Here is a 23,069-nt window from a genome sequence, read left to right as displayed (position 1 = left end):
CTAAGCGCTACGGGCACTTAACGTTGTGACGTAGATATGATATAAAGGTCAACGTTTATATGCATTGTGCGTGCATTACCTAGTCAGCACTACTGAATACATAAACGAAAAGCATGGGCGCAATTCTTATAATACGGCTTTATCTATACAAGCATTGATTGAGCGTCACATCCGTATATTGGCTCTCATTGATGATAATAAAAGGCCATTAATGAATAATAGGTAGATTTTTATGGCGTTAATAGTACAGAAATACGGCGGCACCTCGATGGGCAGTATCGACCGCATCAAAAACGTCGCCAAACGAGTCAAACGCTGGCATGACAACGGTCATCAAATAGTTGTTGTCGTCTCTGCCATGAGCGGCGAAACCAACCGTTTGATTGATCTAGCACGCCAAATTAGCACTCAGCCTGATCCCCGTGAATACGACCAAATGGTCTCAACCGGTGAGCAAGTATCGATTTCATTGCTTGCTATGGCGATTAAAGAGCTTGGTATAGGCGCTCGTTCATTTACTGGTCGTCAAGTCGCGATTAAGACCGATAATGCCCACAATAAAGCCCGTATCGAAAGCATCGATGACAAAAATATCCGCGCGCAACTCGATGCAGGCAATGTCGTCATCGTCGCAGGCTTTCAAGGTATTGACGACGAAGGCAATGCGACCACATTAGGGCGCGGCGGCTCTGATACCACAGGTGTCGCTATTGCTGCTGCCTTGGGTGCTGATGAATGTCAGATTTATACCGATGTTGATGGCGTTTATACCACTGACCCTCGTGTGACCTCAAAAGCCAAAAAACTTGAAAAAATTACCTTTGAAGAAATGCTGGAGATGGCAAGTCTTGGCTCTAAGATTTTACAGATTCGTTCGGTAGAATTCGCGGGTAAATATGGTGTACCACTACGCGTATTATCTAGCTTTGATGAAAACAACGATGGTAGCTTCGACCAAGAATTTCAAGACAATGTCGGCACCCTAATTACGATAGACGAAGGAGACAATATGGAACAGGCAATCATCTCAGGTATCGCTTTTAATCGAGACGAAGCAAAAATAGTCGTGCGCGGTGTACCTGATCATCCTGGTATTGCCTCTGCTATTCTCAGCCCGATTGGTCGTGCCAATATTGAAATTGATATGATTGTACAAAATCTATCAACCAACGGCACCACCGACTTTACTTTCACTGTCAACCGTACTGACATGGACAAAACCATGAAAGTACTGGAAAACGAAGTCAAAGATGAGATCGGTGCTAAAGAGATATTGGCTAATGATGAAGTCGTCAAAGTCTCTTTAGTCGGCGTCGGTATGCGCTCTCATGCTGGTGTTGCGAGTCTCATGTTCCAAACCCTTGCTGAAAACAATATCAATATTCAAATGATATCAACCAGCGAAATCAAAGTGTCTGTCCTTATCCAAGAACAGTATTTAGAAAAAGCCGTTAAATCACTACATACCGCATTTGGTCTGGATCGTGAAGATGGCGAAAGTAAAATCGCTGGGCTATAACTTATTTTAAAACGCTTAAAATAATCGATTTAGCATTAACAGTTATGCATTAAGTGAGTATCAATTACTTTCAACAATGTATTAAATTAAATAGGGTCTTTTTAGATCCTATTTTTATTTTTTATTATTGCTAGGGTAACTATTTACCCAATAGTTTTGTGAAAACCCGTGACAGTCTCTGTTATGCCCCCTATAATGGGGCTTTCATTTGGGCTAAATGAATCTACCTATCATTACCGCTATTGGCACAACAGTAAGCATTGTGGTTTTCATTGATACATTGTCTTTCTAGGGCTGCGGTAATGTCCTGCAATTGAGAAGTAATCTGATGAGTAATAATTTGTTGATGCGACATAAGGAGTGTGACGCATGTTAATTTTGACACGCCGCGTGGGCGAAACGCTAATGATTGGTGATGAGGTCAGTGTGACTGTCCTAGGTGTCAAAGGCAATCAAGTACGTATCGGTGTCAATGCACCGAAAGATATTGCCGTACACCGCGAAGAGATTTACCAACGTATTCAGCATGAGCGTTCTGTACAGTCGCAAATGCAACATCTTGAGCAAGGCAATTTTGCGCCTTCATTTGATGACGAAGACTATTTCAATCGCTAAGTTAAATACTTTCACTTTTTTAATCTGCTCTGAGGTCATTTATTTATGAGTATCCGCCAATCAGATGTATCGGCTCTACTTAATGGTTTGGATAAAAAAGCCATTGGATTCAATGATGTCATCAGTTTTATTGATGATTTTTATCGCTACGCACCTGCCCCGTTTGTGAACGGTATGGTACACAATGCAGCTGGTGAAAATGAAGGTAGTGCGAAAATTTTTGGCTTTGCCAAGCACCATGGTCTAAATCAATTGGACACGCTAAAACTGTTTGGCGAGCATTATGCCAAAGTTCAAGCAACTCCTAACGGTACTGACCATGCCAATATCCGCAATTTTTTACATTGGGGCTGGCAAGGGTTTTTGATGCAAAAAAACCCATTAACGGTTCGTCCTAGTGTTGATACGACGGCGCTTTAAAAAGTTATTAAATAAGAAAAGGCCACGCTAATCAGCGTGGCCTTTTTTATGTGCTTCATTTTTTATCAGAGAACTTAGCCATCAGCCTATTTATCACGAAACTTAACCGGTTGGACTGCGCCTTTCGGATTAGGCATGTTTGGATAATGATGCTCATGCTCAACATCACATTCTGCCCCGACGATAGAACCATCGTCTTTGACTGGCTTATGAATATAGCCTGTGCGCTCAGCAGGTGGTAGATGCTCGTGCTCCCACACCATCACCGCTTGCATACAGGTCTCGCGCTGCTCAGCGGTCAGCTTGCGACCATCAGGCCACTTACCCAACTCAATCGCCATGCGGAATTTATCCACCACTTCTGGCGTTAAACTTGCTAATATCGTTTGCTTGTCCATCCTATCTACTCTCCACCACTATTTTTTATAACATATTTTCTATAACGTTTTTATATAAAAGAGACACTTATTCGTCGTCCATAATATCATCATCCACGTCAAGACTGAATTCCTCAGCATGGACGTTCCAGTGCAATTTGGTGCGACAAGCTTCATAAAAATCAAAGCCCGGCGGGTGCAATAAAGTAAGCTTATCTGGATGCTTACGAATATAGAGCCGTTGCTCCTGCTCAAGTGGCACGCTTGGCTTACCGTCGGCACTGACCATCGGCTGAGTGCGATTGTCTTCGTGAATGCGAATGCACACTTCGCTATTACCGCTCACCACAATCGGTCTGCTAGACAGCGTATGGGGATGCATGGGCACCAAGCAGATAGCATCCATACTCGGATGGATGATGGGACCGCCACCAGAGAGTGCATAGGCCGTTGAACCGGTAGGCGTTGCTGCAATCAAACCATCACTATGCTGACGGTAGACATCTTGACCATCGATTTTCATTTGAAAATCAATCATATGAACCGATTTTCCCGCATGTAATACGATATCATTGAGCGCCATATCTTCATGAATGATAGTGCGCCCTTCTCGTATCTCCATCGTCAATAGAAAACGATGATCCAACTGATAATCACCCATCAGGACTTGGCGCAATTTAAACGCCGCTTCATCAGGTTTTACATCCGCTAAAAAACCAAGCCGACCACGGTTGACGCCGAGCACGGGTACACGGTAGCGTGCCAACGCTTCAGCCGCGTGCAATATCGAGCCATCACCGCCAACAACAATGACCAAATCACAAATCTCACCAATCAAACTACGCTTAACGATTTTGACTTTTTCGATCTCAGTAAGGTTCAAAGTGGGCAAGTTCGCCGTCTGCACATCCATAATTAATGTGAGATTCATCTCATTGATAGTCTGGGCAATTTGCACCAAACTTTGAGTGACACTGCGTTTACCAGCGCGGCCCATAAGCCCAATACGCCTAAAAGCAGGGTTTTTGATAGCGTGGAACAGCTCTGATTCATGTAAGTGCGGCAATCTTGCGGATTGCGCTGAGTTTTCCATAAAACGACTCGGCATAACGGTAAAGTACTCGCCAATGATAGCGATAAACGAGCGTTTAGACTAGCATGTTTATGAATTATCGTTGTTAACTGTCGTAATCAACCCCATATAAAGGCTATCGCACGTTACTCTTAAACGTGTTTGTTTAGCTAGGTAATACGCCAAAATACATCAACTAATAGTAGCTCTATAAGGTCGTGAAGCCTTGATGGCTGTCACGTAAACACAGTTGACAATTAGTAGCTCTATAAGGTCGTGAAGCCTTGATGGCTGTCACGTAAACACAGTTGACAATAATGGCGGTTTTGCTAAAGTAGCTAGCATCATTATTATTTACATTTTATTAAGGACAACTTTATGGCCAATCCTATTGTCAGTCGCGCAGAACTTGCGATCGGCGGTAAGCCAATGACGGTCAAGGGCGTGATTCAAAAGACCAGTCTATTACTTGGATTATCTGCGATCACTGGTGTGGGCTTTTTCTTTTATGCCCTTATGGCAGGCTTGTCGCAAGGCTTTATTACGATGGCTGCCTTCGGTAGTATGTTTGCCGCTTTTGGTCTCGCGCTTTTTATCACTTTTAAACCACACAAAGCCAAAACCTTTGCGGTGCCTTATGCACTGTTAGAAGGTATATTTTTAGGCGGCATCTCGCTGTTCTTTATGCGGATGTATCCGAGTGTACCAGTGACCGCTATGTGTGCCACTTTTGTGACGGCAGCCGTTATGCTAGGGCTATATCGCTCAGGTCTGGTCAAAGTGACTGAAAAGTTCCGCTCAATTGTGACTTCAGCATTGATTGCGATTATGCTGGTTTATGTGGCGCAATGGGTACTTTCTTTAGCGTTTGGTTCAAGCTTACCCTTCTTATTTGAAGGTGGTGCTATCGCTATCGGCTTTAGCCTGTTTGTTATTATTATCGCCTCTTTTACGCTTTTACTAGACTTTGATAATATCGATCGCGGTGTGGCGATGGGTGTCTCTGAAGACTACGAATGGTTATTCAGTATTGGTATACTTGCCACGCTCGTGTGGATGTACATTGAATTTATGCGTTTGCTTAGCTACTTGCAAGACTAATCTAAAAACCAGCTAATCTTCATTTAAATAAAAAACCGCCTTGGCTATTCATATAGTTAAAGGCGGTTTTTTTATGGGTAAAGTTAAATACTTATGATAGACATACTATCTGGAAAAATTTGAGTAGCAAGGAAGATGAGTTTCATTACTACATTAGTAGGCTAAGTGAGTTTGACGCAGCTAACCGTTTTTTGAATGGGTATCAAGCGCGTTTTAAGCGCAGCGCATTTAAGACCACAAACAACGAACTTAGTGACATACCAATAGCAGCCAGCCAAGGTGGCACATAGCCTAACGCCGCTGGTATTAGCACACTGCCATTATAAATCAGTGCCCAGCGGAAGTTTTGCTTGATAATACGTTCCGTTTTATCAGAGATACGCTTAGCCGCAGTGATAGCGTCGATTTGACCATTTAAGATAATACTGTCACTCGATACTTGTGCCAAATCTGCCGCCCCCGCAATAGAAGTCGAGACATCTGCTGCTGCTAGCACTGGCGCATCATTGATACCGTCTCCCACCATCAACACTACGCCACCTTTCGCCTGTAGTTTTTGAATGTGAGTGACCTTGTCTGTTGGCGACAGACCGTTGTAAGCAGAATACATCCCTAAGCTTTCAGCCAATACCAGCGCTTGCGGGCTTGGGTCACCAGTCAACATAACTGTTTCAATACCCAACTCTTTAAGCATATCGAGCATGGCTTTGGCACTATCACGCACCTTGTCATTGAAATAGAAGCATGCCAGCGCTTGCCAAGTGACCGAATCATTTTTTTGACAAGATAAAACCACCGCTGAGCTGGCGCGCTGTGATACTAAATCAATGACCAGATCATTATCAGCATCGTTTAACGCAAAATCCACATGACCAATTCGATATAATACGCCATCAATCATTGCCTCGACACCGCCTGCTGGATAATGCTGTAAGGCCTGCGTCGATGGCAAGTGCAACTGATAGGCAGCAGTAAGCAACGCGTGTGCGATAGGATGGCGACTGCCCACTTCTAAGGCGGCGGCGATTGCTAATAGCGTATCTTTTTGCTCATCTGTAGCCGTTGCAATATCATTATCTTTAAGCAGCTCAATATTTAATAAATTCGGCTTACCATAAGTGAGAGTACCTGTTTTATCAAAAGCGACATGAGTGATTTCAGCGAGCGTTTGTAGCGTATGTCCACGCGTCGTCAAAAAGCCATAGCTTGCCAGTCGATTTGTCGCTACAGTAAGCGCAATCGGTGTCGCTAAAGACAGTGCACAAGGGCAAGTCGCGACCAATACCGCGACCGTAGCCCAAATCGCTTGACTTGGGTCAACGATATACCAGCCAATGAATACCAAGACAGACAATACTAAAATACGCGCCACAAACCAACGTGCCAGCTTATCGGCTTGCTGTGCCAGTTTGGGCTTTTCACTCATGGCACGGTTCATCAGCCGATCAATCAAGCCAATTTGGCTGTCTGCTGGCAATGCTGTGACCAGCATCTCAAACGGTTGGCTATCGTTTTGTGCACCGCCAACGATATAGTCACCTTGGCTCTTGATAATCAAGTCGCCCTCACCTGTCAATAAACTTTGCGACACGGTAGCAGTCTGACTCAGCAAAATACCATCGCTAATGATTTCAGAGCCAGCTTCAACTAAAATGATATCACCCACTTGCAAACTATGGGCGGTGACCATTTGTTTTTCTTTTGCCTCATCTGCTGTTGTTGATATGGCTGATTTTTGAGTACGCGTGCGTTGCCAGTCTTGTGCAATTTTTGATGTGAGTTGATGAACATTAACATCCATGCTTTGCATAAAATTAGGCGTTGGATTGGCTGATGTGCTCGCCTCATTTGTATCCAAATTACTGACTTGATTACTCACGTCTTCATTTGTAGCTGTTTTCTCGAGCTCATTTTTCTTTAACTGCTGTAATATAAGCGCGGCGGCTTCTTTATCTTCCGCAATTTTTTGTACCAGTACTGGCTCCACTACGACCAAATCATTGGCCATGGTGGCGGCTTTTAGGCGGGCATTATGTTCAATATAACGCCCTGCCAGTAAAAAGAAAATAAACATGCTGACCGAATCGTAATAGGTTTCCCCTTGCCCAGTGATGGTCGCATATAGGCTCGCGAAAAAAGTCACAATCAGCGCGATACTGACGGGCACATCCATATTAACTTGACGGGCACGAATTGCCGACCACGCTGAGGTAAAGAACGGGACACCCGCATAGAAAAAAACGGGCGTACTGACAAATAAAGATACCCAGCGCAAAAAATCACGCTGAAATATTAGCATATCGCTGTATTCACCAAAATAGATGGCAACGGCATACATCATCGCTTGCATCGAGCCCAACGCGGCAATGCCCAATCTTATGAGCATTTGGTTGTTATGACGCGCCAGCATCGCCTCATGCGTATCTTGACGATAAGGCTTGGCTTCGTAGCCTATTTCATTAATGGTGGCAAGAATACGGCTGATCGGCAGCTTATCCTCGTTCCAAATCACACGCATACGCTGATTGGTCAAATTCACCTGACATTTACTGATACCCTCTAACTCATCGAGACGCGACTCAATTAGCCAAGTACATGCCGCGCAGCGTAGGTTATTGACGGACAGCTCTGCAACCGACAGTCCGTCTTGAGCATAGACGAATTGTGATTTGATCTCGTCATGGTCATACGCCTCAAGGCGAGTCAACTGCGTCGGTAGACTTGCCGTACGATTAATCTCTGAGCGGTCCAAGTAATACTGCTCAAGCCCTGCCTCTACGATGCTTTGAGAGGCTAACTGACAGCCCATACAGCACATCTCACGCGGCTTACCCAATATCTTGGCATGGAACGGCGGCTGCGGTACAGGATCACCGCAGTGGAAACAGTGACCTGCGAGTGGCAGTACTAAACCTTCGATGATAGAGTTATCTTCATAATGCTGGCTGGTGGTCGATGCCATTGATGATGAAACATTGGACATAATCGCGCTTACTTCCTTTAGACAGGTTTGCTCGAACCTTATTCGCTTTAAGTAAACTTACTATCACTAACGAGACTCAACGCCTATGCAGAAGACTTATCTAAAACAGCTATTTTAAATAACTTTCAGCACGGCTCACAAAAAATAAAACAATAACAGTAGCGGTTAATTCATAAAAAATACATCGTTGGCGCGTCTCTAAACTGCTATCGTGCATGGCTATGTGACATGGTGACATGAAGCTAATATGACACTTATATGACACTTATATGACAATAATACTGCCAATCTAAAGCTTTTAATGCTTTGTTAGCAATGACCGTGTTTTAACAGAGATTATACTATAAGCAAGTGCTGTGAAGAGCATAACCACGCATAGCTTAAAATCAATGAATGCCTGCGTTGACGATGATAGATTGAAAAATTTGTCAATTTGCGTCATTATGAGGCAGTTTTTTATACCAAAATGGTGCGACATCAGTGCAAACATCCAATTCCAAGTTACCAAATACCAAGTTAACACAGTCCTCTAAATCTGTTAACCACACGCTCCCTTCACAGCAGCGTGGGTTGGTATTTAGTAGTCTTATCTTAATTGTCATTATTGCTGGCATGGTGCTCTTGGCGCTATATTTAATCAAACTTGATCGCACCATTACTCATAAGTTTGAGGGTAAGCGCTGGGATATCCCTGCTAAAGTGTATTCGCAGCCGCTTGAATTGTATCAAGGCGCGAGTGTCGATAAAGATACGATGAAGACATGGCTGGAGTTGCTGAACTATCAAAGCAACAAAGCTTATGATCGCACGGGAACCTATCATAGATCAGGTAATACCTACTTTATTCATACTCGCGGTTTTACTTATAGCGCCAACGATGTGGATAAAGAGCAAGTCATAAAAATGACCATTGCTGGTAATAAGATTGAGTCCGTACAAAGCACTTTGCCTGCCAAAAGCGGCATCATTCGCTTAGAGCCGGTGAGTATCGGTGGTATTTATCCTGACAGTAATGAAGATCGTTTAGTCGTCTCGTTAGATGAAGTGCCACAACCACTCATTGATGCGTTAATAGCCACGGAAGACCGTGCGTTTTATGAGCACAAAGGCGTCTCTATACGAGGCATTGCACGTGCCGTACTGAACAACTTCTCTGGTGGCTCTAGACAAGGCGGCTCGACCATCACTCAGCAGCTGATTAAAAACTTCTATCTCAATTCAGACCGTACGCTGAAGCGCAAAGCTAACGAAGCGTTAATGGCAGTATTGCTCGAGCTACATTATAGCAAAGATGAAATTCTACAAACGTACCTCAATGAGATTTATTTGGGTCAAAACGGCAACCGCTCTATTAATGGTTTTGGCTTGGCATCACAGTTTTACTTTGATAAACCACTGAATGAGCTGCGCTTGGATCAGCAAGCCCTGTTAGTCGGTATGGCAAAAGGCCCGAGTATCTACAACCCACGTCGCCATCCAAACGACTCAAAAGCGCGCCGTGACGTCGTGCTGGGCAATATGCTGGCCGTTGGCTCACTCAGTCAAGAAGACTATGAAAAAGCGCTAAAGCAGCCACTTGGTGTCGTGGACAAACCTGTCGAAGGCAAAAGTCAATTTCCTGACTTTTTGGATATCGTCAAGCGCGAGCTGAACACCGTGTACTATTCTGATGATCTCAAGAATGAAGGTCTTATCATTATCAGTACTTTAGACCCTATTGCACAATTAGCCGCAGACAAAGCAGTTGATAGAAAATTGGGTGAGCTGCGTCGTAACAGCAGCAAAACTAAAGACTTGCAAGGTGCCTTAGTGAGTGCCAATCCTGAGACTGGTGAGCTGGTCTCTGTGGTGGGTAGTGGCAGTGAATTTACCGGCTTTAACCGTGCGGTCGATGCCAAGCGCCAAGTGGGTTCTTTATTGAAGCCTATTATTTATATGACAGCGCTTGAAAGTGGGCGCTATAATCTTGCAAGCTCAGTCGATGACTCACCGATTACCGTGAATCTAAGCGATGGTACTAAATGGAACCCCAAGAACTATGACAATCGTGATCATGGTTATGTGCCATTTACCACCGCTTTATCAAAGTCTTATAACCAAGCAGCGGTACGCTTAGGTATGGAGTTTGGGGTCGATACCTTTGCCAAGCAGTTACAGCGCATGGGTATTAAAGAAAAAATACCACCCTACCCGTCAGCATTGTTAGGTTCTGTTAATCTTAGCCCAATGGACATGCTTGGTGTCTATCAAGTCTTTGCAACTGGCGGCTTCCGTACGCCTATCCATAGTATTCGCACCGTCATTGATGACCGTGGTCGTATTTTACAACGTACTGGACTCAACACTCAGCGTAGTATTCCGCCTGAGACCAATTTCTTAATTAACTATGCTTTACAAGATGTGGTCAAAAACGGTACTGCCAAACGCGTGCAATCACTTGGTAGCAATCTAAATCTTGCTGGCAAAACAGGAACCACAAATGATTACCGCGATGCTTGGTTTGCAGGCTACAGTGGCAACTATGTCAGTGTGGTTTGGGTTGGCCGTGATGATAACAAGCCAATTGGTTTAAGCGGCGGTACTGGCGCATTGCCAGTTTGGGTTGACTATATGAATCGCTTGAAACTGACGCCTGTGGCACTACCAGAGCCTGAAGGTATTGAATGGTTGTGGTTAGAGAACAACTCAGGCAAGCTGTCTAATGAGCGCTGTGCAGATGCACGCTATCTGCCTGTCTTGTCGGCATATTTACCAGAAGAAGCCAGCAGTTGCGCTGTCGGCTTATATCAACAAGATCGTGCTCGTGAACAGAACCAGCAGCGCCGTAGTGAAGGTTTAGAGATTCCAAATGGCGAAGCTGTTGATAGTGACAACCAAGAAAACAATGATGGGTCAAATGGTAATGATGCAGAAAGTCGTGCCGATACTTGGTATGATCGTGCCGTTGAATGGTTCTAAAGTTATTTGTGAAACTTAAAAAAGGTCTCAACTTAATGTTATCTCTTAAGCAAACTGTATCAGCTAGGTCAGCCGTCATAACGCGGTCTATCAAAGTCAAGCCAGCCAATACGATGCTGGCAGTCAGTGCTCTAGCTGGCATGTTGAGTTTAAGCGCTTGCCAGACTGCGCCGACTGCATCTACCGCGATGAAAACCGTACCGACTCAAACGCTGCCATCATCGCAGACAGCTAAAGCCCCCATAGCGACTGTGACGCAAGCGCCCATTGTCAGAACAGAGGACGAGGATGACTACCCCATTGAGCCTTATAATTCCTATGAACCAGCCGAATCAACCAATCCATTGACTCAAGAGACGCCTGTATTTACACCATCTAATCCTGTATTGACCCAACCTGATCCAGTTATTATCATCCCTTCGCGTGATGACTACATCATCTCTGAGCCGTCAGCACCGTCACACAACGAATTGCTAGAACAGGCAAGAAAAAACTCGCAGCAACGGACACAGCAAGCTACTACCAACAATAGCAACTTGCCAGCATTTCGCAATTTGATGCAAGCAGGTATCAGTCAACTAAAAGCTGGCAAACTGACCAATGCTGAAAACAGCTTTACCCGTGCACAGCGCCTAGCACCTAAATCTTCTGCGGTATATTTCTATTTGGCGCAAGTAGCATTAAAAAAGAACCAGCCGCGCAAGGCAGAAGCCATGGCACGCCGTGGTCTGAGTGTTTCTCAAGATACCAGTCGTCGTCGCGCGCTGTGGCAAATTATTTTGCAATCAGGACAAGCCCAAGGCAACGCTCGCGTCATCAGTGAAGCGAAGCAAGCCTTACGCTAATATCAAGACATACCGAAGTGAATAGATACCAAGTGATAAACTTGGTATCTATTCACTTTTTATATTCTGTACCCGCATCATTTATCCAAAATAGACATTCATTTTTAATTAAGGTTATCGTTATGGCATGGCAACAACTGCATTTACAATGTGAAAAAGCAAACGTCGATTTGGCTGAGGCACTGCTCCTAGAAGCAGGTGCATTATCCATCGCCTTAGACGACGCAGGTGACCAGCCTTTATTTGAGCCATTACCTGGCGAATCACCGCTATGGGATGAAGTTATCTTGACAGGGCTATTTGATGCGACCACCGATGCTGGCAGTCGTCAGGCAGTCGAGCAGCTCAGTCATGAAATCGCAGCACAAGTGCAAGCCACCCGTATCTGGCTCACGGCTGTCGATGATAAAGATTGGGAGCGCGAATGGATGAGCAATTACCATCCTATCGAATGTGCCAATAATTTATGGATTGTACCCAACTGGCTGACGCCGCCCAATCCTGAGGCGACTAACATTATTATGGACCCTGGCCTAGCCTTTGGTACAGGCTATCATGCCACTACCCGCTTATGTCTTGACTGGTTAACAGAACAAGATCTAAAAGACAAAGTGGTGATTGATTATGGTTGCGGTTCAGGTATTTTAGGCATTGCTGCTTTGTTATTAGGTGCGCGCCACGTGTATGCCGTCGATATCGACCCACAAGCAGTGCTAGCAACCAATCAAAATGCCGCACGCAATCACGTTGGGGATCGTCTGCAAGCGTTTTTGCCAGAAGACTTCACTGACTACTGCGCACAAAACGATGTATTACCTGTAGACGTAATCGTTGCAAACATTCTAGCCAAGCCGCTTATTGGCTTAGCGCCTTACTTCGCCACTTTAATCGCACCAAAAGGTCGCATTGTATTGGCTGGTCTAATAGAGTCACAAACCGAACAGGTAACGGCGGCTTATCAACCTTATTTTGCGCTTGATGCAAAGCATGCTTTTACAGCGCAAGAAGACCAACATTGGCAGCGTTTATCTGGTACATTTACAGGCTAGCAACATTTAATTACATCTGTTACGATAGAGGGCAGTCAAATGTCATGCATTTGACGCCACTCTGTCCTTATTCATGATTTATGGACATTTAAAGCTAATATTTAAAGCTGATACAAACGGCAGTATTAGCACTATAGGCAACTATTAGCGAGTGGCTAAGCGGTATTGATAACCATAATTTTTTGGATTCGACCCTATGACCACGCCCATAAAAACTCAGTGCCCTCATTGCCAAGCTTGCTTTAAAATACAGCAAACACAGTTGAATAAAGTAAACGCCACGGTTAGCTGTGATCAATGCCAACAGAGTTTTTTGGTCAATAAACATCTTATCCTCACTGCCGATGCTGTCAGTACTTCCGCGATTCAAGAAAATACAACGACTGACACCAATACGCTAGCCGATTCAAATAGACATTCTGCACAAACCGCTGACAATCATAATAAAAATCAACATGCAGCAGGCGCTGCTAAGTCACGACTCACTCCTCCACATTCAAAAAATATTTCATCTGATATTTTAATTGAGGATGATTTGATTCATGACGGCTTAATCTATGATGATATGGATAGCGATGAACCAGAAGAAAGCGTTTTAGAGTATGATTCTCTAGATAGTATGGATGCTTGGCTGACTCAAGCAAGTAATATGAATAATAGCAGTTATACTTCTACAGCAGACAACCAACCACCAAGTAACCTCTCTAAAAAAACAGATAAAAACAACGCGTCATCAGCGAAAGTATCATCTGATGCTACAATAGAAAATTCCTCATCAGCACAAATGGCGCTCAGTTCAGCAGCCGCTAATGATATTCATGCCAATGTGGATGATACTGCGGACAATTCTTGGCTCGAAAAACTCCTAAAAGAACAAAATAAAAGCGAAGAGGTTCGACAAGACGATACCGATTTATCACAACTATTGCTCGATATGGGTGTACCACTGAAAGATGAAGCGCCAACCGCCGAAGAGCGTGTGAGAAAAGCACAAGCAAAGTTTACACCTACGCCGCAGAGACGTTCTATCGCATCCTTACTATGGACACTAGGATGCTTAGTATTAGCACTGCTGCTTTTTGCTCAATACGTCATTTTTAACCTAGAAACTTTGATGAAAAACCCAGTGCATGCAGAGCGCTTACAATCAGTATGTGCAGTCGCTGCCTGTAGTTTACCTAGTGCCGATCTAACAGCATTCACGATTACCAACCTTAATCATAAATCGAGTAAGATTAAGATGGATGGAAAGTCGAGCGATGTCAGTGCCACATTAAACAATCAAAGTGCCAAAGCACAGCTATATCCGAATGTTAAAGTCAGCGTATACGGCGCAAATGATATGATTGGAGAATTCATCGCCACGCCGGCTGATTATCTCTTAAGCAAGCAAAGCCAATTAGCGGCTGACAGTAGTCGAAACATATTATTTACCATCCCTGTTGCTAATAGACAAATTCGAGAAGTGACTATAAGTCCTTTGTATTGAATGGATAATTACCAACAAAATAGCTGTTTATCTACAAACAACCTCGTTTTTTAAAACTTCAGCCCTCAGAAAAACGTAGGCAGGTAGCAAGCTCAATAGTGATGCAAGTGCGACACAGCCAGTTATATTTTGTGGCAATGTTATAATAGTAAGCTCATACCTTAGTCATACTGCTGCCAATATAAGGTTAATCTGTCAGCGCTAAACGATATTAATTTGATATAATACCCTGATATCTTATGGTTTGACTCTTTCCAATCCCAAGGACATTATCTTATGGCACCTCATGCACAGCATAATGCCAATCATTTTGCCACAAGCTCTGAGCATCCTGCCGATTATAGTAAAGCTAACCATCATTCAACTCGTCATGTTGACTCCTCATTAGACAGCGATGCGAGCCAGCGTCATGAACCACTGCGCGTACATGTGGAGCGTGTGGTACGACAGTACTTTGCGATGCTAGGTGATGAGATGCCGACCGACTTGTATGAGCTTATTTTAAAACAAATTGAAGAGCCACTATTATCGGTTGTCCTTGAAAAAACTCGAGGCAATCAAACCAAGTGTGCACAAATCTTAGGTCTGAATCGTGGCACTTTACGCAAAAAACTCAAAACTTATGACTTAATGTAGCATCTGCTATATGCATTTCTCTGTCTTTATTACCAATCATTATGTATGGCAATTTAACGTTATTGACGCTATCCACCATGATATTGTCTGCAAAAATTGTCATTGTCACCTTGCCAGACGTTTACGTCAGGCTTTTTTTATGGAAATTTTCTTATGAGTACAACCCCACTTGCTCTATTGTCAGTCTCTGATAAATCCAATATCGTTGAATTTGCGCAAGGCCTTATTAAGTCAGGCTTTGGCTTACTATCTACTGGCGGTACTTATCGTTTACTCACAGAAAACAATGTCGCTGTGACCGAAGTATCCGATTACACGGGTTTCCCTGAAATGATGGATGGTCGAGTTAAAACACTACATCCTAAAATTCATGGTGGCATCCTAGGACGCCGTGGTACAGACGATGCCGTAATGAGTGAGCACGCGATTGAGCGTATTGATTTGGTTGTCGTGAATTTATATCCGTTTGCTGAAACCATTGCTCGTGCGGATGTCACCATGAACGACGCTATCGAAAACATCGACATCGGTGGTCCCACGATGGTGCGTTCTGCGGCGAAAAACCACGCTCATGTGGGTATCGTGACTGATCCAGCAGATTATGAGCGCATACTTGCCGCTTTAGGTGATGGCACCGAGCTGACACCTGCTTTGCGCTATGACTTAGCGGTTAAGGCTTTTGAGCATACTGCACAGTACGACGGAATGATTGCCAATTTCTTAGGTAGCCGTGTCAATGAAAACCAGCAACCTGAGAATTTTTCACGTACCTTTAATGTGCAGCTCGAAAAAGCACAGGATCTACGATACGGCGAAAACCCACATCAAAACGCCGCTTTTTATACGGAAAACCATCCGCTAAAAAGCCACCAAGCCTCTATAGCGACTGCTAAGCAACTGCAAGGCAAGGCGCTGTCTTATAACAATATCGCCGATACTGATGCTGCTCTTGAGTGTGTGAAAGCCTTTAGCGCCCCTGCTTGCGTTATCGTTAAGCATGCCAATCCTTGCGGTGTCGCTGTGGATAACGATCAAGTAACCGCTTATAACACTGCCTTTAGTACTGACCCTGAGTCTTCTTTTGGCGGCATTATTGCTTTTAACCGCCCATTGACGTTGGCAGCGGCTAAAGCCATTATCGACAATCAGTTTGTAGAGGTTATTATTGCACCAAGCATCGAAGATGGTGTGCTTGAAGCGACAGCTGCTAAGAAAAATGTCCGTGTATTGGTGTGCGGCGAACTGCCAGCGCCAGATCAACGCGATAGTCAGCTTGACTACAAGCGCGTCAACGGTGGCCTGCTAGTACAAGAGCAAGATCTTGGTTTGATTACAGCCAATGACTTAAAGATTGTCACTGATGTACAACCAACAGAAGCGCAAATCGCCGATCTATTATTCAGCTGGAATGTAGCAAAATACGTCAAATCTAATGCTATTGTTTATGCCAAAGGTCAGCGTACTATCGGTGTTGGTGCTGGTCAGATGAGCCGTGTCAACTCAGCGCGTATCGCTGCTATCAAAGCTGAGCACGCTGGATTGGCTACTGAAGGTGCTGTTATGGCGTCAGATGCCTTCTTCCCGTTCCGTGATGGCATCGATAACGCTGCCCAAGTCGGTATTGCTGCTATTATCCAGCCAGGTGGGTCTATGCGTGATGATGAAACCATCGCTGCGGCAAATGAGCATGGCATCGCGATGGTATTCACTGGTATGCGTCATTTCCGCCATTAAATTGTTCCGTATCACTTTGAATATTAGCATTGATAGCAGTATTGAATTTCGTATCGCTATTAATGCTAAATCTTTATGATAAAAGTAATACTCATTAAAAAAGCCACTGTAGACAGTGGCTTTTTTATGCTTCAAACTTGAGAAGATTATTTAGAAAGAATGACTAAGTAAGTATCTCAAGTTTTCCTTAATAGCTTTATTTCTAACGCCCTTGCGCGTTTGCTATATTGGCGTCATTAACTTCAACTTTATATACCAAGCGTAGATAATCCAAGTAATCTTGTAGCTGATCTTGCCCCAAGTTATCACGAATGATTGCAGCCGTTTGTGCTCTTTGCACATCAGATAATGGCGACTGCTCCTCTGTTTTAATACGATCACCGACCAACAAAGTCGCGCCCATCTCAGTCTCACTGGCAATAGCAACGACGCCATTATTAGCTGCTTGCTGACTAAAGGCCAATCCGCGTTCTTTCTCTGTCAATAGAGTGGTTTGGCGATTCACTTCACCTAATGATTGAAAACGTACTGGCTGTTTATTGATATCAGCAGGCGTTTTAATACCAGCGGCTAGTTTCTTCGCCTCTTTTAGAGCCAATGCCGTGGCCTTTTCTTGACGTAATATCTGAGTGATTTTTGGTGTAGCAGCAGCTAAGCTAAGCGTTTTCGTAGGACGATAGTTGCTTGGCTGCACCCATACCGTCCCATTACCGACTTCGATACCTGCGGTTACTGCCTGATCTTGAATGGTAAACTCATCAAAAGCCTGCTTAATCACTGCTGGTTGTGATAGCTCCGATTTGTTGTTTTCTTTACGATAATCCTTGATACGTTTTAACGTTACGTTCTCTTGCTGAGCGATGTCTTCGATGCTAAAGCCATCTGCTGCCAAGTCATTAATCGCTGTCACTTTATCTGCATAGATTTCTTGACGCTTATATTCTTTGGCTTTTGCTGTCAGCTCTGCACGCATGCTTTCTAGGCTTGGGATTTTACTACCGTTATCTTCGGTTACGGTAAATATCTGGTAGCCAAAGCTAGTCTTAATAGGTGCTGTTACATCACCCACACTTAAGCCCTCTAAAGCTTGCTCAACCGCTGCAGCATCATTACCAAATACAGAGGGATTAAAGGTACCAATATCGCCACCTGTTGCTCCTGATGGATCATCTGATTCAGTTTTAGCCAATGCGGCAAAAGACTCACCTTTATCCAAGCGAGCTTTGATTTTGGCCGCTCTGGTCTTCGCATCTTTACCCGTTAATAGGATTTGACTGATTTTACGTTCATCGACGACCGCTAGCCCTTGCTTATAAGCTTCATATTGCTGCTGCAAATCTTCTTCCGTAACTTCATTCACTTGAATGGTTTTAGGACTTAATTGCAAATATGCCAAATCTACCATCGCCGCACTTTTTAGCGTGTCTTTATTGGCATCATAATAGGCTTGTATATCGCCTTTGCTTAACTTGACCTGATCTGCATAGTCTTGCCAATTAAATCGATGCAGCCAGATATTGCGCGACTCAAGTTGTAAGTCAATCAATTGACTGACCGCTTGCATTGGATATACTGCCGTGCCAACAATACTGGCATTGAGTTGGTCGAGGCTTAACTGGTTACGAAACTCAGCAAATAGCTGATCTTTGGTCATGCCGCGCTGGCGCAAGAAGTTTGAGAATTGGTCGTTAGAAAAATTGCCTTCTGCGTCCTTAAAAATTTCTTCTTCACGCAATAAACGATTAATCGTGTCATCAGAGACTGTCATACCAAGCTTGCCCGCTTGCTGCTCCAATAGCGTACGATCAATGAGACCTTTGAGCACCTGCTCGTGCAACACATCTTCATTTAATAGACTGGCATCATCAACTTGTTCTAGTATTTCAGTACGACGGTTATTTACGGCAGTCTGATACTCGGACAACCCTACGCTTGCTTCACCCACCTGAGCGACTTGGTTGGGATCGACCCCGCCTCCAAAATAGCTTTCGACACCCAATAGAGCGAGCGGCGATAGGCATAAAATCAATAAAATGCGACCTGGCCAGCTTTTTAAGAAATCGCGCAATTTATCCATAGTTATCTCTGCTTTATAAACCTATATTGATGAAAAACCATTGTAATATTACTATTAATATCAATGCTATCTAAGCAGGCAATGGTAAGAATAAGAACGTGTGAATTTGATATAGAACAACAAGACTGAGTAAAACAGCCTTATTTAAACAACGCATCTATCGCGCGCCCTATGATACGTGATTTTTGATGCAGACTCAAAATATTCACGTGGTATGATACAAACTATAGCGATAAAAAAAGCACCTAATATTTAGGTGCTTTCTTATGATTCATATTATGACTTTTCAGCCATGCTATAAATCATATAGTGCTTTACTAAGTAAATGCTGTATTCGTTCGTATATCACGTCGTTATACAGCATCCGTTTTTAATAAAACGGCTTAGTTTAAACGCTCTTTTAAGTTTTTACCCGCTTTAAAGCTTGGTACTTTACTTGCTGGAATGCTAAGCTCTTCACCCGTCTTAGGGTTACGGCCAGTACGTGCTTTACGGTCTTTTACGCTGAAAGTACCAAAACCAACCAATGAGATGCTATCGCCAGCTTCTAGCGCTTCACCAACACTTTCCATAACAGCATTCAATGCATCGCCAGCTTGGGTTTTGTTTAGGCCACTTTTGTCCGCGATGCTATCAATTAATTCTGACTTATTCATAAAATTTCCTTCAAGTTTAAGGGGGATAATAAACGCTCACGCCAAGCATTGTAACGCTCTCATAGCATTTAAGCAATAAAAACTGCCTGACTGGCGTATTAACAGGTTTCGCTTTGTTATCGTCTTTATATCAAGGCAGCATAAGGAGCGCAAGCGATTTTACATATTTTTGCCTACTGTACTACGTATTTGACACTCAATGTTACGCAAAGCTTCTGCAACTGTCATAACCGCTAGTAACCTTGGCTTTTCGTAACTTTGACTTAGCGAGTCAACCTCTATACTGCCTTATCGTTCAAAGAGATGTCATCTCATACTGAGGCATCGCCAGTCATAAATATCTGTGTCCTTGTTGATTACCAAATTGTAAAGTAATAATTTCCCAACTGACAGAAACTAGCGTTACTTTTTATTATAAAGGCGTTACTATAAGCAAAATATCACTGCACCTTTTGGGTCAATTTTGACTCTTGTTTGTCTTTTGCCTCTAATTTGCCAAATATAAAACGGATTATTTACATGAAGCGTTCTACGTTGTCTCACTCTTTTCTTAATATCATTCTGGTGTTCATCGAGTCGGCGCTGACACTATTGTTACGTTTAGATCCCGAACTACGTAAAGCCGCTTACCCACTTGCCAAGCAAGGTACTGTCGTGGCGCTACGCTTGTATCTACCGCATGTTGAGGTGTTTGCCACGTTTAGCACCAAAGGCGTATTATTAGACGCAGAGTTACCTATTGACCGCAGCGAACCTGACGTCATCATTAATGCTTATAGCATCCAAGTGATCAATGCGATCACCACTCATGACAGCGAAACCACCGAAAAACTACAAATGCGCGGCGAATCTGTTCAAGTACAGTTGGTCAAGCAGTTTATTATGCAACTCGGTCTTGGCAGCTTAATTCAAGGTCTTATTAAAAAGATAAAAGGTGGCAAAGGTAAGACCAAACCTACTGAAGCTGAAATGGCTGACAAAAAGGACAGCTATAAATTACGCATCAAAGAGCAACAAACCCAAATAAACACCTTAACTATTAAAAACCGTGAGCTTGAAATCACGGTTAAAGAGTTACAGAGCAAACAGAAAACCCTGATAATCATCACCGTGGCTGCGCTTGTCATTATGATCGCAGCCATTATCGCGCTATTGATGAATTAATTTCGCCAACAACGACTTACCAATGTCAGCTTAATAATGAAAGGCTGCTTGCTTTACCAAACGCGTTTGATGCCGATGAAGGCATATTAAACACTTAGGATATTAAGCGCTTAGATGACTGGGGCGTATTGAACCTTCAGCACGCCCCAATATAATTGATAGAAGTTAAAAAAACGTAAGACGCAAACCTTAAGACTGTATTTTAGTATTTCAAAAATGCTAGGAATCAATGTTCTCAATCTTATAGCCCTTCCTTTTAATACCATTGTTTTTATCAATCATAGTGATAAGCTCGATTAACCATTCAACCACACTTTAATCTTGACTAAATTACTCAGGATTAAGTATAATTGGCTTAATCGTTGCACACATCGGGTTAATCATCTGCTGTTTAATAACGATAAGACACAACTTAGCGGTTATGTGATTCCATCAGTAGCTTTCATATTGCGCTACAAGCTGCCACCACTATCATTTTGCTAAGGTCGTTGTTAAATAAAAATGACTTAAAAGTTTGGAGATAACACATGCGTTTGACTACTCGAGGCAGATATGCCGTTACTGCGTTACTGGATTTGGCATTACAGACCAGCCAACAAGACACTGCAGTCTCCTTATCTGATATCGCCAAGCGGCAATCGATTTCTATCTCTTACCTTGAACAACTGTTTTCCAAACTTCGTAAGCGTGGTCTGGTCACTAGCATCCGAGGTGCGGCCGGTGGCTATCATCTAGCCAAACCATTGCATGAAATAGACGTCATGAGCATCATATCTGCCGTCGATGAGTCGGTTAATGCGATGCAGTGCGAAGGACGTGGCGACTGTCAAGGTGGTACAATGTGCTTAACCCATGATTTATGGTGTGCACTGTCCAATCATATCGAACAGTACTTGAAAAATATAACATTAGCGCAATTATTAGACATGGAAAATGTGCAGTCAGTGTCAGAGCGTCAGCACAGCTCTACCAAAGAGATTTCCATAAAAGATATCAACACTATTACCCTATCGAACAGCGAGGCAAACCCAGCATGAGCCAACATAACAACCTTATATACTTAGATTATGCCGCCACCACACCAGTTGCAAAATCAGTAGCTGCTAAGATGAGCGAGTATCTGACAGTAGATGGCATCTTTGGTAATCCAGCCTCGCGCTCGCATGGCTATGGCTGGCAAGCAGAAGAAGCGGTAGAAACAGCGCGTCAACAAGTGGCTGAAGTCATTAATGCTGATCCACGCGAAATCGTCTTTACCTCTGGTGCAACAGAATCAGACAACCTAGCGATTAAAGGTGCCGCGCATTTTTATCAATCTCGTGGTAAGCACATCATTACCAGTAAGATCGAACATAAAGCCGTATTAGATACGTGCCGTGAGCTTGAGCAAGAAGGTTTTGAGATTACTTATCTTGAGCCGCAGCCAAGCACGGGTCTTATTTTACCAGAGCAAGTTAAAGAAGCATTACGTGATGATACTATCTTAGTATCACTCATGATGGTAAATAATGAGCTTGGTACGATTACTGATGTCGCTGCCATTGGTGAAATCACTCGTGAAGCGGGTGTGGTCTTCCACGTCGATGGCGCACAATCTGTTGGTAAAGTATTGATTGACCTTGAAACTACGAAGATCGATTTGATGAGCTTCTCAGGTCACAAAGCCTACGGTCCTAAAGGTATTGGCGCATTATTTGTTCGTCGTAAGCCACGTATCCGTTTGAAAGCAGAGCAGCATGGCGGTGGTCATGAGCGCGGTATGCGTTCAGGTACATTACCGACGCATCAAATCGTTGGTCTTGGAGCAGCATTTGCTTTAGCCAATGAGCGTTATGAAGAAGACCATGCACATGCAGCCAAGCTACGCCAAAAACTGTGGGACGGTCTACAAGATATCGAAGAGATCTACCTAAATGGTGATCTTGAGCACAGCGTGCCTAACATTGTAAACATCAGCTTCAACTTCGTTGAGGGCGAGTCTCTCATGATGTCACTTAAAGATTTAGCTGTATCATCAGGTTCAGCCTGTACATCAGCGACGCTTGAGCCATCATATGTATTACGTGCTATTGGTCGCCCAGATGAATTAGCACACAGCTCAATTCGTTTCAGCTTTGGTCGTTATACCACTGAAGCAGACATCGATACTGTCATCAAACAAATGCATGAAGCGGTCGATAAATTACGTGCCTTATCACCACTTTGGGATATGTACCAAGAAGGTGTTGATTTAGATTCAGTCGAATGGGCTGAGCATTAAAATTACCGAAAGCAACGACACAGTTATCAAACAGAACCATTATACGATTGATCAGACACTTATAAATCCAGTTTTTATAAATACCGTTTTTATAAATACCGTTTCTATTAACTA

General features: G+C 43.5%; 17 protein-coding genes and 1 pseudogene. 13 read left to right on the top strand and 5 right to left on the bottom strand.

Features of this window, described 5'->3' with window-relative positions:
• Positions 1-232: 232 nt before the first annotated feature.
• The 3 genes and pseudogenes from JMY05_RS02140 to JMY05_RS02130 all read left to right on the top strand — a co-directional run bounded on the left by JMY05_RS02140 (position 233) and on the right by JMY05_RS02130 (position 2,554).
• A complete protein-coding gene (locus JMY05_RS02140; RefSeq protein ID WP_201614053.1) occupies positions 233-1,519 on the top strand; it encodes an aspartate kinase in 1,287 nt (428 codons plus the stop codon).
• Positions 1,520-1,888: 369 nt separating this feature from the next.
• Positions 1,889-2,056 (top strand): annotated as a pseudogene (csrA, locus tag JMY05_RS02135) (carbon storage regulator CsrA); the annotation flags it as partial.
• Positions 2,057-2,179: 123 nt separating this feature from the next.
• Positions 2,180-2,554 carry a HopJ type III effector protein gene (locus JMY05_RS02130; protein ID WP_045445094.1) on the top strand — a complete coding sequence of 125 codons (375 nt, stop codon included), beginning with the start codon at positions 2,180-2,182 and terminating at the stop codon, positions 2,552-2,554.
• An 86-nt stretch (positions 2,555-2,640) separates the two neighbouring features.
• Here the strand turns inward: JMY05_RS02130 and JMY05_RS02125 are convergent, their stop codons facing one another.
• Positions 2,641-2,952 carry a YeaC family protein gene (locus tag JMY05_RS02125; protein ID WP_045451872.1) on the bottom strand — a complete coding sequence of 104 codons (312 nt, stop codon included), beginning with the start codon at positions 2,950-2,952 and terminating at the stop codon, positions 2,641-2,643.
• A gap of 67 nt (positions 2,953-3,019) precedes the next feature.
• On the bottom strand, positions 3,020-4,024 hold the full coding sequence (locus JMY05_RS02120; protein WP_227675922.1) for an NAD(+) kinase: 1,005 nt from the start codon (positions 4,022-4,024) through the stop codon (positions 3,020-3,022).
• Between the two features lie 357 nt (positions 4,025-4,381).
• Here JMY05_RS02120 and JMY05_RS02115 point away from each other — a divergent pair, with 357 nt between their 5' ends.
• Complete coding sequence (locus tag JMY05_RS02115) at positions 4,382-5,104, top strand: Bax inhibitor-1/YccA family membrane protein (protein WP_045445091.1); 723 nt, start codon at positions 4,382-4,384, stop codon at positions 5,102-5,104.
• 202 nt (positions 5,105-5,306) lie between these two features.
• Here JMY05_RS02115 and JMY05_RS02110 read toward each other — a convergent pair whose 3' ends face one another.
• A complete protein-coding gene (locus tag JMY05_RS02110) occupies positions 5,307-8,087 on the bottom strand; it encodes a heavy metal translocating P-type ATPase (RefSeq protein WP_201614052.1) in 2,781 nt (926 codons plus the stop codon).
• A 480-nt stretch (positions 8,088-8,567) separates the two neighbouring features.
• Between JMY05_RS02110 and mrcB the strand changes: the two genes are divergently transcribed.
• The 6 genes from mrcB to purH all read left to right on the top strand — a co-directional run bounded on the left by mrcB (position 8,568) and on the right by purH (position 16,798).
• The gene (gene mrcB / locus JMY05_RS02105) at positions 8,568-11,045 is read left to right on the top strand and encodes a penicillin-binding protein 1B (RefSeq protein WP_201614051.1); all 2,478 of its coding nucleotides are present in this window, start codon (positions 8,568-8,570) and stop codon (positions 11,043-11,045) included.
• A gap of 35 nt (positions 11,046-11,080) precedes the next feature.
• Positions 11,081-11,890, top strand: coding sequence for a tetratricopeptide repeat protein (locus JMY05_RS02100; RefSeq protein WP_201614050.1), 810 nt, complete (start codon positions 11,081-11,083; stop codon positions 11,888-11,890).
• A 122-nt stretch (positions 11,891-12,012) separates the two neighbouring features.
• Positions 12,013-12,939, top strand: a complete 927-nt coding sequence (gene prmA, locus JMY05_RS02095) for a 50S ribosomal protein L11 methyltransferase (RefSeq protein WP_201501574.1) — start codon at positions 12,013-12,015, stop codon at positions 12,937-12,939.
• A 196-nt stretch (positions 12,940-13,135) separates the two neighbouring features.
• Complete coding sequence (locus tag JMY05_RS02090; RefSeq protein WP_045445085.1) at positions 13,136-14,428, top strand: DUF3426 domain-containing protein; 1,293 nt, start codon at positions 13,136-13,138, stop codon at positions 14,426-14,428.
• A 276-nt stretch (positions 14,429-14,704) separates the two neighbouring features.
• On the top strand, positions 14,705-15,064 hold the full coding sequence (gene fis, locus JMY05_RS02085) for a DNA-binding transcriptional regulator Fis (RefSeq protein ID WP_201614049.1): 360 nt from the start codon (positions 14,705-14,707) through the stop codon (positions 15,062-15,064).
• A gap of 153 nt (positions 15,065-15,217) precedes the next feature.
• The gene (gene purH / locus JMY05_RS02080) at positions 15,218-16,798 is read left to right on the top strand and encodes a bifunctional phosphoribosylaminoimidazolecarboxamide formyltransferase/IMP cyclohydrolase (RefSeq protein WP_045445082.1); all 1,581 of its coding nucleotides are present in this window, start codon (positions 15,218-15,220) and stop codon (positions 16,796-16,798) included.
• 202 nt (positions 16,799-17,000) lie between these two features.
• Here the strand turns inward: purH and JMY05_RS02075 are convergent, their stop codons facing one another.
• Both JMY05_RS02075 and JMY05_RS02070 read right to left on the bottom strand, forming a co-directional pair.
• The gene (locus JMY05_RS02075; protein WP_045445079.1) at positions 17,001-18,875 is read right to left on the bottom strand and encodes a SurA N-terminal domain-containing protein; all 1,875 of its coding nucleotides are present in this window, start codon (positions 18,873-18,875) and stop codon (positions 17,001-17,003) included.
• A gap of 383 nt (positions 18,876-19,258) precedes the next feature.
• Complete coding sequence (locus tag JMY05_RS02070) at positions 19,259-19,531, bottom strand: HU family DNA-binding protein (RefSeq protein ID WP_045445077.1); 273 nt, start codon at positions 19,529-19,531, stop codon at positions 19,259-19,261.
• A 519-nt stretch (positions 19,532-20,050) separates the two neighbouring features.
• Between JMY05_RS02070 and JMY05_RS02065 the strand changes: the two genes are divergently transcribed.
• From JMY05_RS02065 to JMY05_RS02055, 3 genes are all read left to right on the top strand, one after another.
• Positions 20,051-20,695 (top strand): hypothetical protein, encoded by a 645-nt coding sequence (locus JMY05_RS02065; RefSeq protein WP_045445074.1) that lies wholly within the window; start codon positions 20,051-20,053, stop codon positions 20,693-20,695.
• Between the two features lie 527 nt (positions 20,696-21,222).
• A complete protein-coding gene (locus tag JMY05_RS02060) occupies positions 21,223-21,732 on the top strand; it encodes an Rrf2 family transcriptional regulator (RefSeq protein ID WP_045451863.1) in 510 nt (169 codons plus the stop codon).
• Positions 21,729-22,955, top strand: coding sequence for an IscS subfamily cysteine desulfurase (locus JMY05_RS02055; RefSeq protein WP_045451862.1), 1,227 nt, complete (start codon positions 21,729-21,731; stop codon positions 22,953-22,955). The genes JMY05_RS02060 and JMY05_RS02055 overlap by 4 nt, the downstream gene beginning before the upstream one ends.
• Positions 22,956-23,069 lie beyond the last annotated feature (114 nt).

The organism is Psychrobacter sp. JCM 18902 (genome assembly GCF_904846615.1).
Classification (GTDB): domain Bacteria; phylum Pseudomonadota; class Gammaproteobacteria; order Pseudomonadales; family Moraxellaceae; genus Psychrobacter.
This window is presented reverse-complemented; position numbering and strand designations above follow the sequence as displayed.